At 41.4% G+C, this 25,443-nt stretch carries 23 protein-coding genes; 12 read left to right on the top strand and 11 right to left on the bottom strand.

Going from position 1 to position 25,443, the window contains the following annotated elements; all coding sequences use genetic code 11:
* Positions 1 to 330 precede the first annotated feature (330 nt).
* Positions 331 to 1,116 (top strand): PhzF family phenazine biosynthesis protein, encoded by a 786-nt coding sequence (locus C2M32_RS19730; RefSeq protein ID WP_105170007.1) that lies wholly within the window; start codon positions 331 to 333, stop codon positions 1,114 to 1,116.
* A 45-nt stretch (positions 1,117 to 1,161) separates the two neighbouring features.
* On the opposite strand, the gene C2M32_RS19725 is transcribed toward C2M32_RS19730, so the two are convergent.
* The 4 genes from C2M32_RS19725 to C2M32_RS19710 all read right to left on the bottom strand — a co-directional run bounded on the left by C2M32_RS19725 (position 1,162) and on the right by C2M32_RS19710 (position 7,929).
* A complete protein-coding gene (locus C2M32_RS19725; RefSeq protein ID WP_105170006.1) occupies positions 1,162 to 3,762 on the bottom strand; it encodes an ExeM/NucH family extracellular endonuclease in 2,601 nt (866 codons plus the stop codon).
* A 282-nt stretch (positions 3,763 to 4,044) separates the two neighbouring features.
* Complete coding sequence (locus C2M32_RS19720; protein WP_105170005.1) at positions 4,045 to 4,827, bottom strand: putative porin; 783 nt, start codon at positions 4,825 to 4,827, stop codon at positions 4,045 to 4,047.
* A gap of 155 nt (positions 4,828 to 4,982) precedes the next feature.
* Positions 4,983 to 6,188, bottom strand: coding sequence for a hypothetical protein (locus C2M32_RS19715; protein WP_105170004.1), 1,206 nt, complete (start codon positions 6,186 to 6,188; stop codon positions 4,983 to 4,985).
* Between the two features lie 85 nt (positions 6,189 to 6,273).
* Complete coding sequence (locus tag C2M32_RS19710; RefSeq protein ID WP_234401364.1) at positions 6,274 to 7,929, bottom strand: trypsin-like serine protease; 1,656 nt, start codon at positions 7,927 to 7,929, stop codon at positions 6,274 to 6,276.
* 506 nt (positions 7,930 to 8,435) lie between these two features.
* On the opposite strand from C2M32_RS19710, the gene C2M32_RS19705 reads away from it, so the two are divergent.
* From C2M32_RS19705 to C2M32_RS19680, 6 genes are all read left to right on the top strand, one after another.
* Positions 8,436 to 10,937: an amidohydrolase family protein gene (locus tag C2M32_RS19705; RefSeq protein WP_105170003.1), complete on the top strand. Its 2,502-nt coding sequence runs from the start codon at positions 8,436 to 8,438 to the stop codon at positions 10,935 to 10,937.
* A gap of 376 nt (positions 10,938 to 11,313) precedes the next feature.
* Positions 11,314 to 12,231, top strand: coding sequence for an esterase/lipase family protein (locus C2M32_RS19700; RefSeq protein ID WP_105170002.1), 918 nt, complete (start codon positions 11,314 to 11,316; stop codon positions 12,229 to 12,231).
* Positions 12,228 to 13,103: a lipase chaperone family protein gene (locus C2M32_RS19695; protein WP_105170001.1), complete on the top strand. Its 876-nt coding sequence runs from the start codon at positions 12,228 to 12,230 to the stop codon at positions 13,101 to 13,103. The genes C2M32_RS19700 and C2M32_RS19695 overlap by 4 nt, the downstream gene beginning before the upstream one ends.
* Positions 13,104 to 13,166: 63 nt before the next feature.
* A complete protein-coding gene (locus C2M32_RS19690; RefSeq protein ID WP_105170000.1) occupies positions 13,167 to 13,949 on the top strand; it encodes an MBL fold metallo-hydrolase in 783 nt (260 codons plus the stop codon).
* Between the two features lie 163 nt (positions 13,950 to 14,112).
* The gene (locus tag C2M32_RS21195; protein ID WP_442792731.1) at positions 14,113 to 14,445 is read left to right on the top strand and encodes a recombinase family protein; all 333 of its coding nucleotides are present in this window, start codon (positions 14,113 to 14,115) and stop codon (positions 14,443 to 14,445) included.
* Positions 14,446 to 14,536: 91 nt separating this feature from the next.
* Entirely contained in the window at positions 14,537 to 15,124 is a 588-nt protein-coding gene (locus tag C2M32_RS19680) for a DUF998 domain-containing protein (protein ID WP_105169998.1), read from the top strand.
* A gap of 229 nt (positions 15,125 to 15,353) precedes the next feature.
* Here the strand turns inward: C2M32_RS19680 and C2M32_RS19675 are convergent, their stop codons facing one another.
* Positions 15,354 to 16,229 (bottom strand): hypothetical protein, encoded by an 876-nt coding sequence (locus C2M32_RS19675; RefSeq protein WP_105169997.1) that lies wholly within the window; start codon positions 16,227 to 16,229, stop codon positions 15,354 to 15,356.
* Positions 16,222 to 16,458, bottom strand: coding sequence for a hypothetical protein (locus C2M32_RS19670; protein ID WP_105169996.1), 237 nt, complete (start codon positions 16,456 to 16,458; stop codon positions 16,222 to 16,224). Before C2M32_RS19670 ends, C2M32_RS19675 begins: the two co-directional genes overlap by 8 nt.
* Before the next feature lie 309 nt (positions 16,459 to 16,767).
* Between C2M32_RS19670 and C2M32_RS19665 the strand changes: the two genes are divergently transcribed.
* From C2M32_RS19665 to C2M32_RS21060, 5 genes are all read left to right on the top strand, one after another.
* On the top strand, positions 16,768 to 17,289 hold the full coding sequence (locus tag C2M32_RS19665; protein ID WP_158678287.1) for a cytochrome b: 522 nt from the start codon (positions 16,768 to 16,770) through the stop codon (positions 17,287 to 17,289).
* Between the two features lie 107 nt (positions 17,290 to 17,396).
* Positions 17,397 to 17,918: a GNAT family N-acetyltransferase gene (locus tag C2M32_RS19660; RefSeq protein ID WP_105169994.1), complete on the top strand. Its 522-nt coding sequence runs from the start codon at positions 17,397 to 17,399 to the stop codon at positions 17,916 to 17,918.
* A gap of 108 nt (positions 17,919 to 18,026) precedes the next feature.
* On the top strand, positions 18,027 to 19,076 hold the full coding sequence (locus C2M32_RS19655; RefSeq protein ID WP_105169993.1) for an acyltransferase family protein: 1,050 nt from the start codon (positions 18,027 to 18,029) through the stop codon (positions 19,074 to 19,076).
* A gap of 114 nt (positions 19,077 to 19,190) precedes the next feature.
* Complete coding sequence (locus C2M32_RS21065) at positions 19,191 to 19,715, top strand: serine hydrolase domain-containing protein (RefSeq protein ID WP_105169992.1); 525 nt, start codon at positions 19,191 to 19,193, stop codon at positions 19,713 to 19,715.
* A gap of 8 nt (positions 19,716 to 19,723) precedes the next feature.
* Entirely contained in the window at positions 19,724 to 20,341 is a 618-nt protein-coding gene (locus C2M32_RS21060; protein ID WP_158678286.1) for a serine hydrolase domain-containing protein, read from the top strand.
* A gap of 122 nt (positions 20,342 to 20,463) precedes the next feature.
* Here the strand turns inward: C2M32_RS21060 and C2M32_RS19640 are convergent, their stop codons facing one another.
* From C2M32_RS19640 to C2M32_RS19620, 5 genes are all read right to left on the bottom strand, one after another.
* Positions 20,464 to 21,069, bottom strand: a complete 606-nt coding sequence (locus C2M32_RS19640) for a DUF998 domain-containing protein (protein WP_105170151.1) — start codon at positions 21,067 to 21,069, stop codon at positions 20,464 to 20,466.
* A 51-nt stretch (positions 21,070 to 21,120) separates the two neighbouring features.
* Entirely contained in the window at positions 21,121 to 21,912 is a 792-nt protein-coding gene (locus C2M32_RS19635) for a PhzF family phenazine biosynthesis protein (RefSeq protein ID WP_105170150.1), read from the bottom strand.
* Between the two features lie 656 nt (positions 21,913 to 22,568).
* The gene (locus tag C2M32_RS19630) at positions 22,569 to 23,363 is read right to left on the bottom strand and encodes a trypsin-like serine protease (RefSeq protein ID WP_105169990.1); all 795 of its coding nucleotides are present in this window, start codon (positions 23,361 to 23,363) and stop codon (positions 22,569 to 22,571) included.
* A 149-nt stretch (positions 23,364 to 23,512) separates the two neighbouring features.
* Positions 23,513 to 24,133 (bottom strand): MAE_28990/MAE_18760 family HEPN-like nuclease, encoded by a 621-nt coding sequence (locus tag C2M32_RS19625; RefSeq protein ID WP_105169989.1) that lies wholly within the window; start codon positions 24,131 to 24,133, stop codon positions 23,513 to 23,515.
* Positions 24,126 to 25,175 (bottom strand): DUF262 domain-containing protein, encoded by a 1,050-nt coding sequence (locus C2M32_RS19620; protein ID WP_105169988.1) that lies wholly within the window; start codon positions 25,173 to 25,175, stop codon positions 24,126 to 24,128. Before C2M32_RS19620 ends, C2M32_RS19625 begins: the two co-directional genes overlap by 8 nt.
* Between the last annotated feature and the right edge of the window lie 268 nt (positions 25,176 to 25,443).

Below are 25,443 nucleotides of genomic sequence, written 5' to 3'. Positions count from 1 at the left end.
ATAGAACTAAATGACAGCGCTGACAATGTGTGATTGTGAACTTTTAATGATATAAATCAATGCATTATGATATTCATATTTTTGATGTTTTATTCACATTATGCGGAGGGTGCATTGATAGAATGCCTAACGAGACACTATTGTTTGGCAGAAAATGGATGTGAAATTTCATATTAAATTGACCATTGTGAGGTTTCAATGATCGTACAAGATGGTGAGTTTGCCGTTTATCAATACTGAGGTTGCTTAACTTATATTCACAAATTGTGTTGATGTTATTGATGGTTAGCCGCTAAAGTTATAGCTACTAGCTAACAGTTTGGAAGTGCAATGAAATTACCTATTTATCAAGTCGATGCTTTTACTAATCAATTGTTTCAGGGCAACCCTGCGGCGGTAATTCCATTGGATGAATGGTTAGAAGACAAATTGTTACAGCAAATCGCGCAAGAAAATAATTTGTCAGAAACCGCATTTTTTGTGAAAGCGCAGTCGGGTTATGAGTTACGCTGGTTTACACCCAAAGATGAAGTCGATTTGTGTGGTCACGCTACTTTGGCCAGCGCCCATGTGCTATACGAACATCTAGGCTATGAGCATGAGTCGATATTGTTTCATACGCGAAGTGGTACTTTGGAAGTGTGTAAAACGGCGCAAGGGTACAGCATGGATTTTCCTGCTGCTGCGCTTGAAGAGATCACGGCGCCTTTGTCGCTTGTTGGTGGCCTGAGAAATGTCGAGCCGAAACAAGTTTTTACCGCATTTGACTATATTGTGTTACTTGAAAATGAGGCACAAGTTAGAGCGTTAGAACCAGATTATAATACTTGGCGTGATTTAGATTTACGGGGGATTGTGGTGACAGCACCTGGCGATCAGGTTGATTTTGTTAGCCGCTGTTTCTTCCCCAATTTGAGTGTGGACGAGGACCCTGTGACTGGCTCGGCGCATTGTGAATTAGCACCGTTTTGGGCGCAAAAGCTAGGTAAAAGTAAGCTCTGTGCGATACAAGCTTCAACGCGTGGTGGCAGCATTTTATGTGAAGTCAAAGGAGAGCGCGTTACTTTAATTGGTAGTGCGATAGATTATATGAAAGGTGAAATCACCTGTGGATAAATAAAACCGCCAGCACTTAGGCTGGCGGTTTGGCATTATGCTGTATTACTTGCTCGCTTTATATTTAAGCGTGACGTTAGCATAAGGAAGAATTCCACGTAAGCCAAAGTGCCAAACACCTGCTTGTGGGTTGTCTAAACTACACTTCTCATTGCTTCCCCACAAATACGGGCGGCAGTCATACTTGAAGAAGTGTGTTTTCTTAGTGTGGCGAACGTATAAGTCCGCTTCACCTTCACCGCTGATACTTACTTCAAGGTTTTTATACCCTTCTGGTAATTCGATAGAAAAACGCTGCCACCAGAACCAACCAGACAAAGCGCTGAATTCACCTTCAATGATATCTTGCTTAGATTGGGTTTTAAGCTCAATCACGATTGGATCGTGATCAGATGCACGATAAGCGTGTTCAGCGTACAAGCTCGCTTTGTGTTTGTCAGATTTGTACTCTGTGTTGTAGTCAAGTGCAACAGGTTCATCGGCATTGATATGCCAATCAGCGATGTCTACCACTTTTTCCATCATAGACTCACTCGCAAAGGCGTGGTCTAAGCTACCAATACGACCTTGATACACGTATGAGTAATCAGTTGTGGTTTGGTGTAGCTGCTTTTTGATATCTTGATAGCCTTGCTCAACATAAGTGCGGATAGGGTCTTCCTGACCATATGCGTTCATGTCGCCAAGAATAATGGTATCTGGATCGTCTTGACCAGTTGGTGCTGTTGCTAACCAACTAGCAAGCGCTTTAACTGCATCAACACGAGTTTGGTTCCAACAACCTTGACCATCATTCTGATCTTGATCTAGCCCTTGTGCTTTTGAGCAACTACCTTTTGAGCGTAAGTGAGCAACAACAAGGTTGAATGTTTCATTGCTTTGCAAATCAGTGAAGGTTTGCATCACCGGTGGACGGTTACCATAGTCAAATGGTACAACTTCTGTAAATGCAGCCGTACCAACTTCTTTCACTTTGTTGCTACGGTAAATAATGGCTGACATGATAGCATCGCCACCGACTTTTTCAGTGCCAAGGTTGACGTAAGCATAGCTGTTTTCGCTATCTTGTGCGTTTAACGCAGCCGTTAAATCAGCCAGTGCGCTTAGCTCGCTAAAGCCATCGTTTTCCATTTCTAGAATACCGAATACATCAGCATCTAGTTGTAGCATAGCGGCAACGGTTTTGGCTTTTTGACGTTCAAACTCTTCTGCATTGTCCGCACCACGTGGAGTCGGGAACCCAGCACCTTGACCATCGCCATTGAAGTAGTTAAGTACGTTAAAGCTTGCGATACGCAAATCACCACGAGTCGTTACCTCTGGTGCCTCAGTACGCGGGTTTGCAGAGATGAAGTTTGGTTGTGCCGTCGGTTGAATACGATATTGACCGTAACCATAACCCAGCACACCTTGCACGTTGGTTACTTTATCACCTAGGCGTAAGGTATTGTACGCATCTAGTTCAGGAGCTGGGTAAGGGATAACCTCAGGGTTTTGTGCCGATGAGCTATCATCTAACAAAATTTCTTTTTGTTTGTTTAACTCTTCAACTGCGTTTGCCGCTTCACCAGGCAAAGCTATCTGTGTAGATTGATACAAACGCTCAGTACCCAGACGTACTTCACCGTAACGCTTTAAGCCGTAAGTATCATTTACAACTAACTCATTGCTTACTTCAACCAACATACCTTCAACTGATTCAAGGCCTGTTTCTAGTGGTAAGGTAATAAGTGTTGCAGGTACTGACGCCGCTGAACCGCATACTTTCAAAGTTGTAACCGCAGTAAGTTGTGTTTGGCCGTACTTTTCTTCAACTTTACCAAGTACTTTTACGATGTCGCCGTTGTTCACAGCAGTGCCAGCGTAATAAACGAAAATACCTTCAGAGGTTAATACGTCATTATCTTGGTCGCTTACTTCTTCTTGCAAGAAGAAGCCCTTCAGCTGTTCGTCACCCTGTAATGCTGAGGTAACTACACCTTGTATTTCAACTACTTCACCAGCCAATGGGCTTGCATCAGCCGTTCCTTGAACTTGGCTGATCAGTACATTGTTTTGATCACAGATCAGATCTTCAGGTTCTGGTGGCAATTCATTTGAATGCACACCAATATTTGAAAAATCGTCTTTTGCGTTAGCAAGCCACTGTGTAGAAGGTAAGAATACGTCGCTGGCATTCGAGTCACCTGTCATGAATTCAGGTTTACGAACAAGGCTTTTATCTTGAGTACTCGCGTCGCCATCTGACCAGCTTGAGCCAGGGTCAACACCGATTTGACCTAAGCTATCGATGATATTACCCGCTTTGGCAAGTACAACCGCATCGTCACCGTTAAACCAACTGCCACCTGATAGCAGCTGTGCCTTTGCTGTAAGTGTTTCGTTGGCACTTGAGTGTGCAACAACATAGGTTGATTTACCCGCTAGGCTTCCTTCTAATGCAATGGTACGGCCTGCATCAGCGCTGCCATTGAAGTAAAAAGAAAGTGCATAGTCAGCTAAATCAATAGCTTGTTCACTAGTGTTGTAAACTTCTACTGCTTTGTTGTAGCTGCTACCTTCGACATATTCTGAAATTATTAGCTCTGCATGAGCTGGAATGCAAGCCGCTGAGATCAGGGTTGCTAGAATTGTTTTTTTTAACATTTTATTATAGTTCCCGTGTTTAGCACTAATCTAGCGTGTTCACTAGATTTGGATATTCTACTCTATTTTTATTGCATTTGTGTTTAAATATTTTCATATCCAGTACATTGACGGCGGATGAATGTGAATTTTTCTGTTTCTTTTAAAGGGTTATGGGGCAAGTCTAGGAATGAGTTTAGTGATGAATTGGCAACTAATGAGATATATTGGTTAACATTTGGTCCGAAATGATGGAATTAATGTGCGATGCATGCAGCACCGCACATAGATAAACTGAGCAGATCAGAAATAAGCGTTGAATGACACTGAAATCAAATCACCTTGCTCGCTGTCTGAATAGTATGCTCGGTAAAAGTATTTATCAGATAAGAAGTATTTCGCTTCTAATTGTAGGTCTGAATCGTTGAGGCCCGCACCCACTGCAAAATTCGTGTTGAAGTAATAATTCGCCATAAAAGCGGTGACAGAATTACTGTGATTACCATCAGCATGACTCGCATCTAGCGTAAAAAACGCGCCGTTTTCTAGCTTTTTAAAATAGCGAGTTGCAACTGACCAATTGTCTAAGTCATCTTCCGCACGTACGGTAACACCCAAATAGTCGTGTTCATTGATTTGATGGTTGTATTGAGCTTGCAGCCAAATCGAGTCAGAGTCGTCGTTACGCACATAGTGGGTGATTGATACTTTAAGTGCATCATTGTAAAGATAGCCAAACCCGTAGCCGTGATTGTCTTCTTCTCCTAGGTCTTGAACCTCTGCATGTACAAACCAGTTGTTGTAAAAGGCTTCACCCGACAGACCAAAATAGTTATCTAAGTCGGAGTCTGTGTAACTCGCGGAGACTTTTGAGTCTGTATCTAAATATCCAAAGTCATCCCACACCCCAGTATTTTGCTGTGGGGCAAAATAGTAACTTGTTGACAGGACCATAGAGTCGATGCTGTTTTGCTCGACATGATTATATTCAGCGGTATTAAACCATTGTTTATCAGTAGAGTTTTGTGTTGCTGCCAATGTACCAAGTGGTAACAGCAAAGTACAAAGAGGTAACAAGTAACGCATAGTGTTCCTTACATGGTTAGGTAAATAAACCGAAGGGCTAATTAGGCTCCTTCATTTTGTGCGTACCTTATAAACCTTCATGGCTTAATGCAAGCTTAAAAATGTGACATTTTGTTAGAAAAATAAGCAGCATAATCAGTATGTTGAATAGAAACTTAAGTGTGTTCGAAATAGATACGATAGGTCGCTGACCAAATCGGGAAATCAACATCCATGAGATAGCATACAAAATGATCGGCGCTAAGGTTGGCATAATTTAGCAGGTACTCGACTTTAGCCTGCATTTTCATGTCTTGATTCAATAAGTTATGTGGGTTTTGTAGGCTGACCACCCGTAATTCAGGAAAGTCTGGAAGACGCTCTGTCCACATATCGCTGGCGTTTAATTTACCTTCCTCTATTTTTTGATTGCCATGATAGCAACCGACATTTACGTTGCTGCTTCTATCTATGGCTTTGTCTACCAGTACCAGCAAGGTTAATCGCTTGGTTGGGTTTTTGATTGAGATGCTGGTTGAGCTGCACTGACTTTGATGTGTCAGCGGGTTAACCAGTTCATCTGGATTATTGAAAATGAAAGTGGCATCAAAGCGAGGAGCATCGGGGAGCTCATCGAATACGATCCCGGAATTACTGGGGGAGTAGCTACTATAAGCCTGATCCAGCCCTGTGGTGGAAAACTCACTAGCAATACCTATGGTAAATTTATTCGAATGGATACGGCTTGCTTGGGTTAATAGTTGTGGCCGAGTGAAATCACTTGGGTGTGGATGCGTGTAAAACTGTACAAAAGGAGGTGCGCCGCGCTGGCGTTTAATACCCGTTTTACTGATCAGAGCGATTTCCTGCAAAAAATCAGCCGAGGGGCTCTGACGAGTTAATATATAGGTACAGAATATATGTTCAACGCTAAACCCTAGCAGTGACTTAGCTGCGTAATACAGTTGCGCACGTTTATCTTGCTGGTGAGGAATTTCATCAACATCAGGTTGGTGTAAGCTCTGTAGCTGGCGTTTCAGATCTGCGTGGCTACTGGCATACATTTTTATACTTTGAGCAAACAAGTGACATACTTGTTGAAGCTGCTGATAATGCGTGACGCTAATGTGGGCTTGTAATTTGCTGGTAAACTCTTCTAACGCCTTAATTCCAGGTAATTGCAATAGTACCAAATCGCCCGTTGCTGCTTTTTTTGCATTGAAAACGCGCTGACTATTTGACCTGTGATAGTCTAGAAACTGAGTTAAGCCATTGATTGTATGAGCTTGTAAGGGGAGTTCTGCAAAAACCGCATTGAGGGTTTTTTTAATTCGCTCACCTAATCTGGTAAGTTCACTGGCGGTTTGCTGATTAAGTCCCATGATATCAAGTCGTTATTTTTATATAAAAGTTAGATTACATGGGACTTAGGTTTTTTTAAAGTCCGGTCGAGAAATTAAAAATTACTTACATGCTGCTACAAGAGCCAACACGTGTCCAAGGACCCCAAGGACCTGAAGACTCTGGATGTTCACCCTGTACCCACCAGTTTGCACGATACACACTGTCGTTTACGTGAACTAGTTCACCTGATTGATACACTGTTTGTGAAGACCAAGCATTGATGCCATTACAATCACCAGTGCCGCCATCCGTTACTGAAACTGATTTTGTCACCGAAGTTGTTTGGTTATTGCTGTCTGTTACTGACAAGGTTACTTGATAGCTGCCAGCCTGTGCGTAAGTGTGGCTAGGCGCAAACGCTGAACTGCGGTTTCCATCACCAAAGTTCCACTGTACTGCAACAATGTTGCCGCTGCTATTGTTGCTAAAGTTTACATTCAAGCCTGACACTGATGCACTGAAGTCAGCGACAGGTGTTGATGCGTCACCACAAGCTTCACCTTTTTGCCATACGCTTGGATACATATCAGGTTGAGCACCTTGTGACCACCAGATTGCTTTGTACTCATAGCCGTTAAAGCTAACTTTGTCGTTAAGTGCATAAGATTTTAACGCACTCCATGCTTCAACACCGCTACAGCTGCCTGGATCATCACCATTGGTTACGCGAACCTGTTTAGATGTGGTGTTCGTCTGGCCTTTTGTATCGGTTACGGTCAGTTGAACATTATAAGTACCCGCTTCGCTGAACTGGTAAGTAGGGTTCGCTTGTGTCGACGTACCACCGCGGTTGTCACCGAATTTCCAGCTATGGCTGCGAATGCCATTATCGTCGCGTGAACGGTCAGTAAAGCTGACAGATAGTTGGTCAACAGAGAAGTCAAAGTCTGCTACTGGTGCGCCATCATCTGGGTCTGTGTTACCAATACCTGTTTTTGCTTTGATCCAGTCTAGATAGCTGGTTGTTCTGGTAAATGCTGATGCGCCCTGACACGCGATACCCCAGCTTACAGTACCGATGCTGTAGAATTCATTGCCAACGCGTACTGCGTATGGGCCACCACTGTCGCCGTTACATGCTGAAACACCACCTTGACCGCCACCACAGATCACAGAGCTAGGAATGCTATAGTTGAGCTGGCTGCTACAAGTAGAGTTGCTGATAACCGGTAAATCTACTTCACGAAGCACATCGCTTGGGCGGCCTCGGTTCGACGTTAACCCCCAGCCTGATACGGTCACGTCATCGCCAACGGATGCGTATTGTTGTTCAATTTCGCGTGTTGCAAGTTTTGCAGGAGTGTACTGGCTGCTAGCTGGCGATGCTAAACGTAGTACCGCAATATCGTAACCTGAACGAATACTGTTAGCGCCACGCCATTGTTCATGGCTGATAATCTGAGATACACGTAATGTTTGACCATCATTACGACTGATAGAATGTGCGCCAACACGCACTGTTAAACCGCTTGTGGTCGCGTTGTCTACACAGTGTGCAGCAGTTAATACCCAGTCTTGACTAATCAATGTACCGCCACAGCCTTGGCGGCCGTTCATTAACAATGCAACTTGGTAAGGTCTTGATTGTGGTTGAGTTTCAACGCCACCAACAATATTTATACTTACGTCTGGTTGTGTTGATTCTTTGGCTATCAACAAAGGTGAAGAAAGTGTTCCCAAAACAGCTAATGTTATTGTTGTCATTTTTATGTTGTTCATGTTGTATCCTTGTTGTTACTCGTGAATGAGTAATCTAGGAATAATCTGAGATACGTTTTGGATCAATAGCAAGATTAAAACTTGGTCATGGTATGACCAGTTGTTTTTTAGCCAATTGAAGTAATAAATTCACCTAAATTAGTGACTTATACGTATTGATTTATTTACAAAAGCAATGTAAATGAATGTAAATATGTTGGTATTTTATGATATTTGAATGAATTTTTTGTTTAATTGACAAAGTCTGGCGCAATTAATGTGCAGATATCTAGCCATCTAACTTGATTGAGAATCGCGACTCTGTGTTTTTACCTAGCCGTTTTCAGGTGGGTTGTGTTACGGGTATTGAATAGAGCACATTACGTAACGCGTAATGCGCCGTAATCGACATTTTTCCTAACAAAGCTAATGTATATGATTCTCAGACATTAGTGTTTGCTTACTCTTAGTACACCGCTCGATAGGGCGGTTGTCTTTCATTCAAGACATTGAAATAGGAAGGGAAAATGATGAAAAAGTTAGTATGGGCGTCATCTTTGTGCGTACCGTTGCTTTTGGCTGGCTGCTCATTAATCGGTGATGATGCGAGCCACAGTAATTCAGTCAATACGGCCCTACGGGATGGTGTGGAGAGTCTACCGCGCATATTGGTGGTGTATGGTGGCGATATTATCACGGCAGATAATGCAAACCGGGTATTCAGGCATCAACGAGATAACGCAGGCCTTTTGATTGTTGATGATACTATTGTGGCGGTAGATACGCTGGAATCAATAGATAAGCACTTGAAAAGCAAGTATGCCCATATTAAATCACCAGTACGCTATATGGACTTGGCAGGCAGAACCTTGATGCCAGGTTTTATCGAACCTCATGCACACTTACAGCTTACCGCGCAAACCTCATTTGTTCCTAACCTAATGCCATGTTTGCCAGATAAATACCAACAACAGCTCAATCAAGACTATGGCTGGTTATATTATCGAGGTAAGGACATACCGACAGAGCAAGGGGGTGTACGAGCAAATTGCTATCTTTATATTGAAGAAGCGTTAGATGCGCTGAGAGCGAGTAAAGTTAACAAGGCTGAGCAATGGCTGGTTGGCAATGGACTTGACCCATCACGTATGTTGTTGTCGCAAAGCAATAACTACCCATTTTTACCCAATCCAAACAATGATGTAACCATTGACGCCAAAAATAAAGCTGCGTTCGCAAAAGCACTTAATGACAATAAAGCATTCTTACGTTTTCCCATGTACTTTATTGAAGATGCACAGGCATTTGGCCAAGGTGCCACTAAGAATCAAGGGAACGTGTTAGCGACTCATCCAGTTTTGGTGTTAGACCAATCTGGGCATTTGGGTTACGCCAATATGGTTGCGTTCAAGCAAACGGGGTTGTGTGATAAAACGCTGTCAAAATCTGAGATTGCTGCGCTTGATCTCAACCACAATATCGACCCCAGTGTGATTAATCGCGATGGAAGTGTCACCCTTCGCTGTGAAGCGAACAGCGAAAGCGCTATGAAATCCTATCAACGCATTGTACAAGCTAAATATTTTCCGGACGGAGATTGGAGCATCGTTGAAAACAAAGGGATGTGGCAATATTCAGGGTTGTTAAAGGAGCAAAGCTCCTATGTGCCTTTTGTAGAGGCAATCGCTAAAAGCTTTGACTCAAAGCGCCTCAATGTTGCGGGAATGCTCAAACACGCTGATGTAAACGTGGCATCCGACCCAATTGTATGTAATGTAGAATCACAAGATCCAGTGATAAAAGTGATGGAAAATATATTGAATACCTCATCACAGCAAGGGGTGACCACCTTTGTTGAGGGCGGATCAACGATAGATATGGTTAAAAGTTATAAGTGTATTGTAGAGTCTGGTAAAGCGGCGACCCGTATTCGATCCTTATATGACTGGCATGACTTGAGTGAGAAGCTAGAGGAAGATAGAAAGGAGGAAAAAGATAACCTTAAAGATAAAGACCTCAGTGACAAGTACAAAATCGCTTTCGATAGCGCAACGTACAAAGGCATGTTGTCGGTAGAAGGTGTGAAGCTATGGTCCGATGGTTCAACTCAGGGGTGTAGCGCTAATTTAAGCCATGATTATGATGTTGAAGGCCTGTGTGAGATGTTTGGTTCAGGGCATGTTGACTTTAATCGAGAGCAAATAGCCCACAACTTACAACAGTTTGCCGATTCTGGCTGGTATTTTAATCTTCATGCCAATGGAGATAAAGGGATTGCAGATTCAATCGGAGCGTTGCTAGATATGAATGGCTCAACTGAGTCACAGTGTGGCGAAGCGGATGATTTAAGCAGCTACGCTTGTTTGGCACATACCATTATCCATTCAACGGTTAATCGCGCGGATGATGTGTCGGTAGAGAAAATTCCAAAAGTAGTCACAGAATATGAAGAAGCACGTAAGATACTGCCAAACCTGATGCCGAGCCACCTGATCGGACACATTGCCTATTGGGGACGTTCAATGGAGAATGAGCTGGGTGAACAGAGGGCCCAAATGATCAATCCGATGTACGCAGAATTTAAGTCAGGTATTCCGTTTTCAATTCATAGCGATTTAAGTATCAGCCCTTTGTTTCCAATATGGTTTGTTGAACAGGCAGTTACCCGTAATACTTGGTATTACCCGAACTTAGAGGGGAACGGTACACCGCTCAATGCCGATCAAGCCGTAGAGATCATGGAAGCGATTAGAGCCCTGACGATAGTGCCAGCTAAGCAGCATAATATCGCGGATAAGCTAGGCTCTATTGAAGCAGGTAAACTGGCTGACTTCATAGTGCTGGACAGCAACCCACTTGATTTCAACACTGACAAAGCTGGCAAGCGACCTGTGGACATACATACCATTGATGTTGAATGTGCATTCGTCGCGGCAAAACAGATCCCTTGGCTTGATTTAGCTCAGTTAAGTAAAGGCAATGAGGAGTATAAAGACTCTAAATGCCCGCTTTACACCAAGTATTTCTAATTAACAGACAATAGCGCATGGGATTATCTGTGCGCTTTTAATTCACTCAATAGATAGCGAGCGCAAATAACAGCCTTTAGTCGGTTGTTGCTCAAACTCAATCACCATCGGCTCAATTTGTGGCAGTTGTGTATCAATCCATTTGCCATCCCTCATAATTTTTGCACTAGTTTATTTATATCAATAAAAATCAATTGGTTAATTTTGTCAAAGCCATGTTTCACACATTGTTCTGGTTTTTCGACCTTAACGTAATAAATGAGCGTGTTGAAAATAATTTTACAAAAAATGAACTTTTTTAACATTCTGGCTTGACCTCTGACCATTGTGCTCTAATTTTAATTTGTTATTAAAATGTAATAATTGGAGCAAGTATATGAAACAACATGTTTGGGCGGCCATGATTGGTCTATTCACTTTTTTTACTCAGGTAGCACACAGTAGTGAGCGACTTGAATATCCCGTGGTACTGGTACATGGCCTGTTTGGCTTTGATAACCTATTGGGAGTCGATTATTTCTACCGAGTACCCTCGGTAATTGAAGATGAGGGGGCGGATGTTTACGTTGCTGAGGTCTCATCGGCTCATAACTCTGAATTACGTGGCGAGCAATTACTCGAACAAGTGGCACTTATCAGAGCGATTACCGGTAAAGACAAGGTAAATCTAATCGGTCACAGCCAAGGCGCACAAACCATTCGTTATGTGGCTTCGGTTAGACCTGAATGGGTGGCTTCAGCTACCAGTATTGGCGGGGTCAACTGGGGAAGTAGATTTGCTGATGTGGTAAGAGGCAGTGTCGATACAGGTTCATTCTCAGAGCAATTCTTGGCCTCACTTGCTAACGGATTAGCAGGCTTGATTGATCTGTTATCCGGTAAAGCAACCGCTCCTAAAGATGCGTTAGAAGCTTTGTCAGCGCTGACAACCGAAGGCTCGGTAGCGTTTAACCAAAAATATCCAGAGGGTGTGCCAAGTAATTATTGTGGACAAACAGATGCTTTGGCGAGCAATGGCGTGTATTACTTTTCATGGAGTGGCAGTAAAGCGTGGACCAACGTATTTGACCCAGCTGACAACGCGTTGGCACTATTTTCACAAGTGTTTGATGAGCCAAACGACGGACTGGTCTCTGCTTGCTCAAGCAACTTAGGTCAAGTGATTGGCAATCAGTATAAAATGAATCACCTCGACCAAGTCAACCAAACAATCGGTGTGCATCATTTGTTTGAAACCGATCCGCTAACACTTTACCGTCAACATATTCGTCGTCTTAAAGGGTTAAATCTATGAGTAAGTGGAGTCTTGCCACTGTTGTGATTGGTCTGTGTTTGATCTTTAGTTATGTCTGTTTTTTCGATAATGAGACTTTATTATCTGAGCACAAACACACAATTATTTTGCATGAGGCTGAACTCAATCAAGCTGGTAAGGCTCCACCTATTAGCTCAATAAAGACGCAGAAGCAAAGCCATCAACAATGTGACGCCATCTCGAAAGCCGACAAAAATACACTAGATGATTGGTTGTTGGCGCTACAAAAAAACAACCAACATGAGCAATGGCAGCTTCATCTTGAACTGCTTGATAGCTGTTTACATGATTATGTTGAAAACTACATGGCCTACAAGCAAGCGTTGATGGAGGTCGATGAAAACCTCAATATTTTTGAGCGCCATGCGCTTTTGCAATCTATACAGCAACGCTTTTTTTCCTCGCACCTCATTGCACTGTGGTTTGGTGAGGAAAATGCTTGGAATGAACAAACAATCCGGCGCTGGCGGATCCTCTCTGATAAACAACTCAGTCATACACAAAAGCAACAGCTCATTGAGCAACACATCAGTCAGCTGCCCGAGCGCGAGCAACGATTGATTAGAAACAGTACACAGTTACACGAACTCGCCGACACTTGGCAACAGCAAGATTACAATCAACTCAGTGCGCGTTTTGGTGATGAAGCCGCTGAGCGTATTATTGCGTTGCAAGTTGAACAGGCCAACTGGCAACAAAAGTTGGTTCAGTTTGAGATGGAGCGTGCACAAATACTCGCGCTTAAGTTGTCCCCAGATGCAGAAACTCAAGCCATTGAACACCTAAAGCACATTATGTTTAGTGACAATGAACTAAAACGCTTACCCAATACGTCCATAGCGAAATTTTGATTTTTATCTGTAATAACTGCTACTTTATTGTTCTCACAGAAGAATTATAAAAAAGGGAATGTTATGCGAGTCAAATTGCTTTTGGTTGCGGTGTTTTACTCGGCGTGTGCGCTGTGTGGTACAGCAAACTTTCAAGTCACTAGCGTATCGAACAGCGCTTTTATCATCACCGAAAAAGATTACGGCACCAACATTGGGCTGATCAAAACCAAAGCGGGCGTTGTGGCGATAGACCCAATGCCAGGTGAGAAGAATTTAGACAAACTTTACCAAGTTATACAACAGCACAGTAAAGCGCCAGTACGCTATGTGTTAAACACCCATCAACATGGCGATCATATCGGTGGAAACGCCTATTTTGTTGAACGAGGCAGCAAGGTTGTTGCAACTGTTAGTGATTTACCTGAAATCATAGAGTTTGAATTAAAATCACATACTTCAAAAGATAAAGTTTTCTACCACCGTGAAAGTAATAGTGTGTTTGTTGGTGATATTTATGACACCAGTTGGCACCCAACATTTTACGCCGGTGGTCTATCAGGATTTAATCAAGCCATTGAGAAAATCCTCAGTATAGGGGATGAGGATAGCCTGATCATTCCGGGGCACGGCAAGCCCACGAGCAAAGTTGAATTACGTCAGTTTAGAAAAAACACCATTGCTTGGGTAGATAAAATAAAAGTCCTAAAAGGCAAGGGTATGAGCGTCGAAGAGATCACGAACGAAGACAGCATTAAAACGCTGTTGCACAATTTCAATATCGCTAATAAACAGGACTTTATTCCAGAAAATGCCTTTAAACGCTTTATTGAAAGAACCTTTACGGTGATTGATAGCGGTAAATAATGCGCTCATATCTGATCTGACAGTTTAAAAGAACAGGTTTTGACTTCACCTGACAGGCGGCTTTGAGCGAGGAACGGTCGTTGATAAAACCTTCATCAGCATACAGAATGTAAGACCTGCACCATTTGTATACTTGAAAGTGCCATCAGAGAATGCAAGTTGACTGGTTCCAGATGCAAAGCTGGATAGGCTGTCGCGCAACGTTCATTTCTTAACTCGTTTTCAGCGTTCTGGCGTCGAATTTGTCTGTTGTGATATTCCGGACGCTAACAATGTCACTGTGCAGCTTATGGTTGTGCTTGCTGAGAATGAAACGAGAAATATAAGCATTAAGACCAAAGAGGCGTTATCGGCAGTTAATGGGATTAGCAAGGAAACGGAAAATCATTTTGTCAGATACTCGGTACTATCATTGTGTTTCGCGCTGTGTTTGCCGTGCACTTTTATCTCGCTCGAAAAATTAACAACATATATTTTTGATAACGTTGGCAACTAGTTATCAATTTTGTTAAAACTAAATCATTCAGAAAGTGCGCGATTTTCGCACTATTAAATTGTTAGTTAACTTTTGAAATTTGGAGTACTCATTGAATAAAAATAACTTATTAGCAATCAAACAAGCCATGCTTATTCCTGTATTCGCTTTTTATAATATATTCGTAGGGCTATTGGTATCAGGCTATAGTGTTGTAACTCAACATATTAGTGAACTAGCTTTGGAAGCGCAGTTTTTTGCTTACTCTCATAGACTTGCTGATGTGCTAATTGGCTTGTCTATGTGCCTATTCGCAATAGCTTGTCTTTCGATTGCTAGAGCCAAATTTACTTTTTTAACCATGTTTTCATTTGGCATAACATGGATTTTTGCTGGTATATTTATTTTAGGTAGTCCATTGCATGATCTGTATGGTCTAACAACGATATTAATAGTAGTTCCTGTTTTATTCGCCTTAGAAATGAATGATTATTATTCCTCAAAGAACTTCCAAAATTTCTGTGTTTTAATAACATTAATTCATATTGTGTTCTTCTGGTTCTTTAGTTATGGATTCATGCCTATCGAGTACAAAGGAGTTACGCAGCGAGTTTGGGTTGCAATTACTCTTGTGTGGTACGGGCTAGCTGCCTATCAAGTTGTATCGGTAGCTAACAAGAAAATAAACAAGGACACGTAACAGTTGGCTACGTTTCGCAGCGCTCACAATTTTAGCAAGCATTACTAAGCTGTTTAACACGGCGTTGTCGAGTGTCTGCTTTATCAAAGTATGAAGCATTGGTGATTAGTAGTCGAATGGCGGTTATTGGTACATATACGACAATCAAATTTGATAAAGTTTTGTTTAACGATCTGACAGACCAAGTTCAAAGTTTATTCATATAATCAGCGTGGCCGCTTTAGTTTGCTCAGTATGTAGGGTTTTGTCTTGCCTTCATACTCTTACACTCTACAGTAGATGCGTGTGCTGTAGGCACTACCGAGTTCATAAAAGCACCTAAAGAGGCAAACACGACCCTCATTTTATCAGCCCAGCTTTCATGGACGACTGAGTCTATATTCGGCACGTTGGCAGTTTCTGATGCAAGTGCGTTGCCTGTGTTCGCGTCCCATTCAGTGACAATTGAGACCTGTTTAGCTTTGGGGCCTGTAACTGATCTTCTGAACTTTTCAATCACTTTTCTTATCTGTGCTGGAGGCGTGTCAGACAACTCAACAACATGTAAAGCTTCACGGTTTATGAGATCAAACGGTGTGTCAGGATAATGCAACGGTTTAGGATAAGATACGATAGCGATATTCAGCTTACTATCTGGCTCAACGCGTTTAATTGCTTTGGCTACTGCTCTTGAATGATCATAATTGTACACATACAAAAGCTCCTCTCCAGATCTTGATAGTTTCAGTTTAGATGTGTTCGTGCCTGAGTTAATTGGCGCTAAAAATATGGCAAGCTCGTGAGGATGAAGCTCCATGTCAGAGGCTTTAGAGACATCGCTAAATTCACACATAAATGCTGTTGCAGCAGCCAGCCTTTTATCGAAGTTATCAGGGCTTTTCTCGGTGATGATTAAGTAGGAATAGTACGCATAGGAACTATCAACGCCATAGTCTGCTTCAAAGAAGCCCCTTAGCATCAGCTGTACTTTTCCATCCACTGAACCGGTTTGGGCTGTGTTATTAGATGTCTGGTGTGCGACCACTTCACCATCTTGAGGCAATTTACACGACGAAAGCGCCGTTGCCACTATCAGAAGTAAAAGAGCTTTAAATAACTTAGGCATCTTCGTCTCCACTTACTTTTGACTTCTTGATAAAGATGTACAACGCCCTCAATACACTGATTAACAATAGGACAAACAGCATCATGCCTGTGGTTTCTGAAGCGTCAAGTCTCGCGTGGTTATCTGAAATATCGTAGAAAGTCCAAATAGAAACAGCTATCACTAAAGCGGCAATGAGCCCGCTTACGCCAATCCATTTAATGATCATGTCAGTTATTTTCTTAACCATCTTCAACTCCTTCGAAAGGGTTATCAATATAACTTTTCAAATATAGATACCGAACGGATTATTGCCAAGCAACGCCTTTAAATGTCGTTGCATCTAAAGGCTCATAACTGAGGCTATTGATTTGAACATAATAAGTGTATGTAGATGGACGGCAGTATGAGCAGAGCGCAATAGTGACTGAAATATCCCCCTTGAAATTTTCCTAAAATAGCTAATATTCAAGATTATTACATATTTAACTAAAAATTAACCATGATGCCCTTAGACTGTAATCTAAAGCTAGTTTTAGTGCATAAATGGTGCATAGATATGGAAGTTTCAGTGACTAAATTTGACACACTATCCAAGGTATTACATTGGTTATCAGCGGTTGTGATCCTTTGGGCCACCTTTTCAGGGCTGTTCCTTGTTGCAGTCAAAGGAGAGGGGGAGTGGAAATTGCTTATTAGTGAGTTTAATGTCTCCCTTACAACGGCGTTTATTCCCATATTTTGTGTACGGATTGTTCATGCAGTGCGCACTGTTAGGCCTTGTTATCAGGGGAAGCTGAGCGCAGCACAGATCTTGTGTGTACGCTATGTACATATGACTATGTATTTGTTAGCTATGCTTTTATTTATATCTGGCCTGCTAATGATGCGCAGCGAATTTCAAGTGTTTGGGCTGATAACAATCCCGCCATTGATTGAGCATACTCAGGCTTCAATGTTTTTCTCTCGGGTACACCGTTATGTGAGTTATGCGCTTACGGTTTTGATTATACTTCATGTTTTAGCCGTGATATTGCATCAACGTGCAGGGAAAAAAATCTTGCAGCGCATGCTGTGGTGAGCATTAACATAATTTGTCACATCGCGATCAGCAGATAAACGCAACGTTTTGGTTTTCTGTAAAAAAAGCGCTAGGCTGAGACAAAATTCAATAAAGGATGCCTAGTTATGTTTATCAGAACAGCTACACCAAATGATCTTCACGATATCGCACAGCTACATGCTAAAAGTTGGCAGGAAAATTATGCGCCGGTGTTATCCGCCGATTATTTAGCGCACCGTGTTGTGCAAGAACGTACCCAAATATGGACTGAACGGCTGACAACGCCTAGCGATAATCAGTTAGTATTAGTTGCTGAGATAAATGGTCAGTTTTGTGGCTTTATCTGCATTTTTGGTGATAAACATCCACAGCTTGGTAGTATCATAGATAACCTGCATGTCACATCAGACGCCAAAGGCAAAGGGATTGGTACTCAGTTACTCTCGTCGGCGGCTAAGTGGTTAAACACTCACTACAAAAATCTTGGCGTATACCTTGAAGTGCTGGAATGTAATCCAAAAGCGATTGGTTTTTATGAAGCTCTAGGTGGAGAAAAACGCACAGAAGGCCATTGGCATACACCTTGTGGCAATAACGCAAAGGAATTTATATACGCTTGGAAAAATCCATCTGAACTCATGAAGTAACTCGCTTTTATGCGTTGGTTTTTGCGCCAACAAATCCGCTAAATGCCGCGCAAAGCAGCATCAAACAATAAGCCGATGGGCTAAAAATAATAAATATATAGAAGTATCATGCAAATAAGAAAACTCAATACGCTTCGCGGGCTTGCTGCGCTCATCGTTTTTTTCACCCATTTTAGCGATATTACTCATTGGCTCGGGGGAGTATTAGGCGGTGGAGCTGGAGCATATGGCGTTATGCTGTTCTTCATGTTGAGCGGATTCTTAATGTCACATCTCTATTTCGATCGCGACTTTACTAAAGCTAACATCACTCGTTACTTTTCTGCTAGAGCGGGCAGAGTATTACCACTTTATCTGCTGGTTGTTATGGGGTCGTATTTGTTAACTCAGTTTGGCAACGATAGTTTGTATCACATCCCTGATATAAGTACTTTACTGGGCCATTTGTTGTTTTTGTACGGTGAAAGCGTACTTTGGTCTATTCCCCCCGAAATACAGTTTTATTTTCTCTTTATCGTATTTTGGTCGCTAGCAAAACATTGCGCAGGGTATATCTATTTGTTGGTCGTCACGGTATTGATTGGCTTATTTTTGACTAACTTTCCAAAAATATTCGGCGATATTAAAGGGGTGCCATACAACGAGTTTAATGTGCTTAGATCACTTCCCTTCTTTTTCGTTGGGATGCTATTTGGCATGCATTATAAATCAATGGTGATCCCCCATTATCTCAAAAGCCATTGGTTTATTTTGGCGCTGTGTTTAATTCCACTACTATATCCAGAGTTTTCACCGATTAAATCCGATGCAAAACATAGAATGTGGCTGAGCTACGAGGTATTGCTATTAATGGGAACGGTGTTCTTTTGCGTGGTGTTTTTAGTACCAGACAACAATGTGTTACTAGCTAATAGAGTGGGAGACTTTATGGGGCAAATCTCATATTCATTGTATTTGCTACATATGCCAATTATTCATGTAGTCAACCAGTTACCTATCACAATTGAATTAAAACTGGCGCTGTCGCTGATATTCAGTGTGCTCGTTGCTTACTTGTCATTTCGACTGTTTGAGCGACCCATTGCAAAGGTTATTCGGCGTGCGGGCTCAGCCAAGCAAAGCAGCCACTCGGGCATGACGTCTCAATCTGTAATTTAACCGCTGTCTCAGTCGCTAAAAAGGAAGCACATAGTGCTTCCTTTTTTTGTGCCTAGCGCGTAGAGTTCCTAAAAAATCTACTAAAAGATAACGACTGAATTGCAAAGGGATATTATGAAAAACACCGCGCTTGTTGTAAGTATGCTCCTCGCATTTAACACCTACGCAGCGTCACCGTCATTGAGCTCACAGATTGACGCAGTAATGAATGAGATTATTGCTAATGACACGCCAGGTTGTAACTTAGGGATAAGCCATGATGGCCAGTTTATTCATAAAGCGGGTTATGGGCTGGCTAATCTTGAACTCAATGTACCCTTGGATGGAAATCAAGTACACCGCATGGCGTCAGTATCTAAACAATTTACTGCAATGGCTGTGTTGATATTGGCCCAGCAAGGAAAGATTGATTTAGATAAAGATATTCACACCTATTTGCCAACGCTGCCTGATTACAAGGCAAAGGTGACGACACGGCAAATGTTAGATCATGTTGCGGGTATGGGCGATTACGACCTTATCTCCTCTTCATTTGAAGGCGAGAAAAGCGAGCATGCAATCACTTTAAAATCGGCGGCAGGTGGTGAGTTTAGACTCGGTAATGAAGACTACCTGACGATTAGTGAATTTATGATGTAGTAAAAACGGTGCCTTTGGCCCGCCAGCCAAATACCCAATTCCAATATTCTAATTTAGCTTATTTTCTTCTGTCGATGCTGGTTGAAGAAGTGTCTGGTAAATCACTGCGTCAATTTAGTGATGAACACATGTTTAAACCTCTGGGAATGAAGCATACCTTCTTTAGTGACGACCCTGTTGAGATAGTTAAAAACAGGGCATCAGGTTATAAACAAGATGACAACGGTAGGTATGTTATCGATATGACCAACCTATTTTGGGTGGGGGATGGCGGATTGCACACAAACTTAGATGATATGCTGATTTGGAACAACCAATTTGACCAACCGAAAGTGGGCAAAGACCCCGCTGCGCTTATCAACATGATGAACACCGAGAACACGCATATTACGCCCAATGCTAATGTGCGTTATGCCAATGGTCAGTTTGTTAGCCAGCATAAAGGCTACACAGAGTATGCACATTCGGGTGGTTGGCTGGGAACGCTGACCTACTTTTCACGCTATCCACAGCTAAAACTGTCATTTACATTAATGTGTAATGACGCAAGTAATGGGGCAGTGTTTGATGCGTTGGAAAAGATAACGGCCATTGTTATTGATAACGTCTCAATACAAGCCCAATAACATCCATTGAGCGAAGGCCTTCAAAAGCCTTCGCTTAATAATTTTGTGTGATGGAAATGTCCATCAGCATCGCCGAGCGGGCGGGTGGCTCACTCATCGAATAGAATCCTTGTGCCTTACCTTCACACCAATATAAATGACAACACACTTAACCAAATTAATTGCAACCCGTAAGACATGCGTTGATGAATACCTGGATTGGTTTGATTGTTAATGGCTTGAGCCATGGTAAATAGAAAATAACTAGCGCCAATCACCACTAAAACTGAAAAAATTCTAAAAGTCAGTGGGATAAGTTCAGTGGTTGGGCTAATCGCAATTAAAATTGGCGCGACAAGCAGCGAAAGCAACATAATCATGCCCGCCCAAGAGTGTAGCTGACAACTTAGCGTTGGTTTTTTGGTATAAGGGTCTGCATCCATCGGGAAATAACCTGTGACCCAAGTAGCAATACCATGCGCTATGACAAGCCAGCCGCTAATATTAACGAGCACAGAAACGTTGGAAAGCTGTGTTAAATACCAGCCAAAGAAGCAAAATAGCAAACCTAGTGGGTAATTATTAATTAAGGGAGATAATTTCTCAGTAGGGCTACCAGTTGCCCCTAATTCGCTACAAAATTGTTTAGTGTGACTGTAGCCGGGGTAGTATCGACTTGCGACATAAACACCAATGAAAATCCAAACAGTGGCTATGAATCCACAATAAACTGCAATACTTTCAAACATCATCACATTTCCTTTGTATGTTGATCTTCCAAACACTAGTACGTCATAAATCTAAACGTTGATTTTACCCTTGAGGTATAACACCCCATTACCTGATACCACGATAGACGTATCTGACACGCTGCATTTGAGTACGCCACCGCGTTTTGAAGCTTGATAAGCAATTAAGTCAGATCTGTTCAACTTCTCAGCCCAATAGGGGACAAGCCCCGCATGAATTGAGCCTGTAACGGGGTCTTCATCACCACCATTAGCAGGCCAGAAGTAACGAGAAACAAAGTCATATTCACTGGATGGCGCTGTGACGACAACATCTAATGGCGCGAGCTGCCGTAATTGTTCGGATGAGTAAGTTAAGTCGAAAACATCTTGTTCGTTAGCAAAGACAGCAAAATAAGCTTGTCTATTGATGAGTACCTCAGTTGGCTTTTTTGATAGCCCTTCAAGTAGTTGTTTCGGTATGGATGAAACGCTCTGTGGCTTTTGATTAGGAAAGGTCATTTCAATTTCGTTGCTTGCGTTTAGGAGAACGGTCAAGCTACCAACTGCTTTGGTGATAAACTCGATTTGGGCCTCAACACCGAACTCATTGAATAGCACGAAAGCAGACGCTAAGGTGGCGTGGCCGCAAAAATCTATTTCGGTCATTGGCGAGAACCAGCGGATCTCGTATTTGTTAGCATCAATCTCCTTGATAAAGGCGGTTTCTGAGAGGTTGTTCTCAGCGGCGATATTTTGCATTAACTCATCAGATAGCCAGTTTTTTACCGGCACAACAGCCGCTGAATTGCCTTTAAATTGTTGACTGGTAAACGCATCAACAACAAATATATCTACTTTCAATTGACTCACTCCACTGGTTTTATAACGCCGCATTGGATGCCAGCACCTGATGTAAGTTATTGTGCGCAAAGATTAAATACAATTCAATTTAAAAAATGTAAAGTGGAGGGAAGTGTTGAAGTTAGGGGGGCCACTTAATTGCTGTTATTGATGTATGAGTGGTTTGCCAGATTGTTGGATGGCGCTGCGCTTATCCACCCTACAGTTATATTGCCGTGGGTCGGATAAGTAGCGAAGCCACGCCATCCGACGTTGATAAACACTAACATTGAAGTTAAGGTGGGTGTCCACTTAATTAGCTTGATTGGCTTTATAACGCTGCATTGGATGCTAGCACCTGATGTAAGTCATTGTTCGAAAAGGTTAAACACAATTCAATTTAAAAAATGTAAAGTTAAGTAACGCTTTAAAGTTAGGGTGGGTGTCCACTTAATTTGAAGTACGAGGAAAGGCGCGTCTTCACCTATTTCAATTGATTGATCAATGATTCGCTTCCACTCGCATTCTTGATGATAAGGAAACTTGCAATCAATGCTGTAATAAAATTCTTCGTAGGTCATCTAACGCCCCGCTAAACGGAGAGCGTTAGCGAGTCCGGTGGAGACCACTCTTTTTGTGGCCGGAACGAATTTAAGCGGTTGGTTATATACCGTTATTTAGTTTTCGGACATGGTTTTTCTGATCCAATCACTATAAGTAGAAATTCTGACCTGATAAGACTTGTTTCCGTAATGACCAGCCACAAACTCTTCTAAATTTCCCTCAATATAGTCCCAGCTAAACAAGGCAACTAAATAGTTTTTTCCTTCAACGGCCATAATCAAAGGGCCACCGCTATCACCGGAACCGTCAATCCCTTCAAGGTCAAGGGCTTTTTCATCGGAGTCAAAAGTGATTGATAACCAATTAGTATGGGTTTCTTCAATTCTATTTTGCAGAAATCTAAATTTCCCCTGAGTTCCTTGAATAGAACCAGTTATACCATTTCCCGTTGTCCCTCTGCCATACCCTGTTATTACTTGGTTGAGCTCTTTGTTTTCAGAATATATTTCAATGGGGGCGCTATCTGGTAAGTCAGAACTTAACTTTACTAAAGCAATATCGTGGGCAGTCATCATAAAGTCCATTAAATCAGAAGCGTCCCCACTTAGCATGCTCTCAGGAATATCCGTTATACCGGGATGGATGATTACCTTTTCAACTTCAACTTCGTATTCGCCGATTTGTAGTGTTTTATCAATAATATTTGGTGGTAAAAGGTGTGCTACCGTCACGACCCAATTAGGAGCTATCAAAGCACCATGCCCGCCATCTGGCATATCGACGAAAAACGATGGTGTTTTTTCTAATTCATACTTGCTAGCTTGAACATCATGGCGAACGACTATCGCCAAGCTATCGAAGGAAAATATTAGTATGCAGGCTAAGTATATATATTGAATGACTTTCATTTAATTTCCCTATTTATGTTTTTATTAGATTTGCGAAGAAGTTTACTCTTCGAGGTATATAACGCCTCGTTAAGAGGCAAAAAATTGTTGGCTAAAATTAGCGACGAAGGAGCAAAAGCCAACTGTTTTTTGTCCTTTTAAACGATTTGTTAGGCGACTTTAGGCAGAAGGTATCTTTCTTCATTTAAAAATTCGTTAATTTCGTTTAAAAATATATCCATAGCAATATTAACTTGCTCTATAAAATTCTGAATATTTTCTTTTGTGATGACAAAAGAATTCTCGCCATGCGCAATACTGTTACGCACATTAACCAATCTATCAATGGAGCTTGAACAATCTTTGAATTTATTAAAATCAAAATCAAACATAATGCAAAGCTCTTCTAAGACTTCAGCTCTAAGGTTTGATTTCGTATCAATTTTCTTCTTGAACTTAATAGCTTTACCAAAAAGCGACGAAAATTTATCTGTAAATTCAATTCGTTGTTGAAAATTTTGTTTGCCACTAAGAGATTTATACGAATCACCCAGACCAATTACAACTAATTTAGTTGGTACATCGTCAGGTTTTAAATTCAAGGTATTTAAAAATTCAATCATTATTTTTAGTGAGCTAACAATGTAACCTTCCCAATGCGCATAAATCATAGGCACGCACATGCGATTCCAAAGCTCACTACTTATTTCGTGGGAGTTCACTTTTAATTTAGCAAACTCCCCATCTCTCCATGAATTGCTTTCTACAATTTCTTCTATTACTTTATGCACCAGTAAAAATCTCCAGCGCTCTATTCATACGGTTTTTTATGCGCTTATTTGAGAAAGTACTAGTACCAATGCTGTTATAGTCTGGATCTGCTAATAAGGCGTCAATTAGCGCAAACATTTTGTCTGCTTCGCCAGTATAATCATTTATAACTTTGGGTAGAGCATATGCTATAGAATCAAAGATATGTAATGCGAAATTACCTTTAGGTCTAAATAGTTTTTTACCATATTGCCCATGCAGTATTGTTACAAGCTCGATAAATGACTCTTTTTCACCATCAAGATCAAACGCAATATCACCTTTAGATACATCCCGCATGAATTCAGTTAAAAATTGCGGAACTGTAGTTCTAAACTCTGCATTTAAATGTTTAAATGCAAAGAATCTAAGAGCTAACTCTTCAAGGAACATTTGCTCTTTTTTATTTCCTGTTGGACTAATAAACTCTTGAAAGACTTCAAGTTCAGCGATATCACGTAATACTTGGTTTAAATCAACAGAGTAAGCTCTGAAGATACAATTACGAATTTCTTGATCAGATAATGGACTTGCACCTGTATTCAATCTATTAAAGAGCTCATACCTTATATCTTCCTGGCTATCCCATTTCACAATTTCAACTCTACAAACTGAACGCTTTATTGTTGTTTTAAGTTTTATAGGAAGGGTTTGGATAGTTAACCCTTCTAACTCTTTTACCATTTCACCTTCGGTTAATGTAGAGTTGTTTTTGTCGGGCATACTTTCTAGCAAGCCAAAAAATGCGAATATTGTCGAAATTCTTTGAAGACCGTCAACCACTTCCCATTTACCATCGTCGTCTTCAGCAACAAATATTGGTGGGATAGGAATACCCAATAAAACTGATTCAATAAACCTTGATTGTTGAAATTCAGACCATCGAAAAACCCTTTGATATTCAGGAGTAATGTATAGCTCTTCATCTTCAAACATATTCATTAATTCACCAAAAGACATGTCTAATCTATCTGTCTTTAGGGTATTTCTTTTTTGTGCTACTGCATTTTCTACAGAACTCATTTCACAACTCCTTGAGTGAATATTTGAATAGTCGCCTAACAGCGTATTATCGAGAATTCCTGTTAACACTCAATATGTCAATTGCCAGAATTATCAAAATACGATTTTTAATAATCTAATTATTAACAACTTACACATAGCTACAAGGAATTACAATTGTTTAGACTACCCCATACCCGAGAATTTACTTAATCGAGAATGAATAAAATTACATAACGAGAATACACATTAAAAATGGAAATAAAATCAGTAGCTTGGGTTTTTGGGG

This window comes from Pseudoalteromonas sp. T1lg23B (assembly GCF_002964665.1).
GTDB lineage: Bacteria > Pseudomonadota > Gammaproteobacteria > Enterobacterales > Alteromonadaceae > Pseudoalteromonas.
The sequence above is the reverse complement of the archived record's forward strand: the minus strand, read 5'-3'. Positions and strand labels throughout refer to the sequence as shown.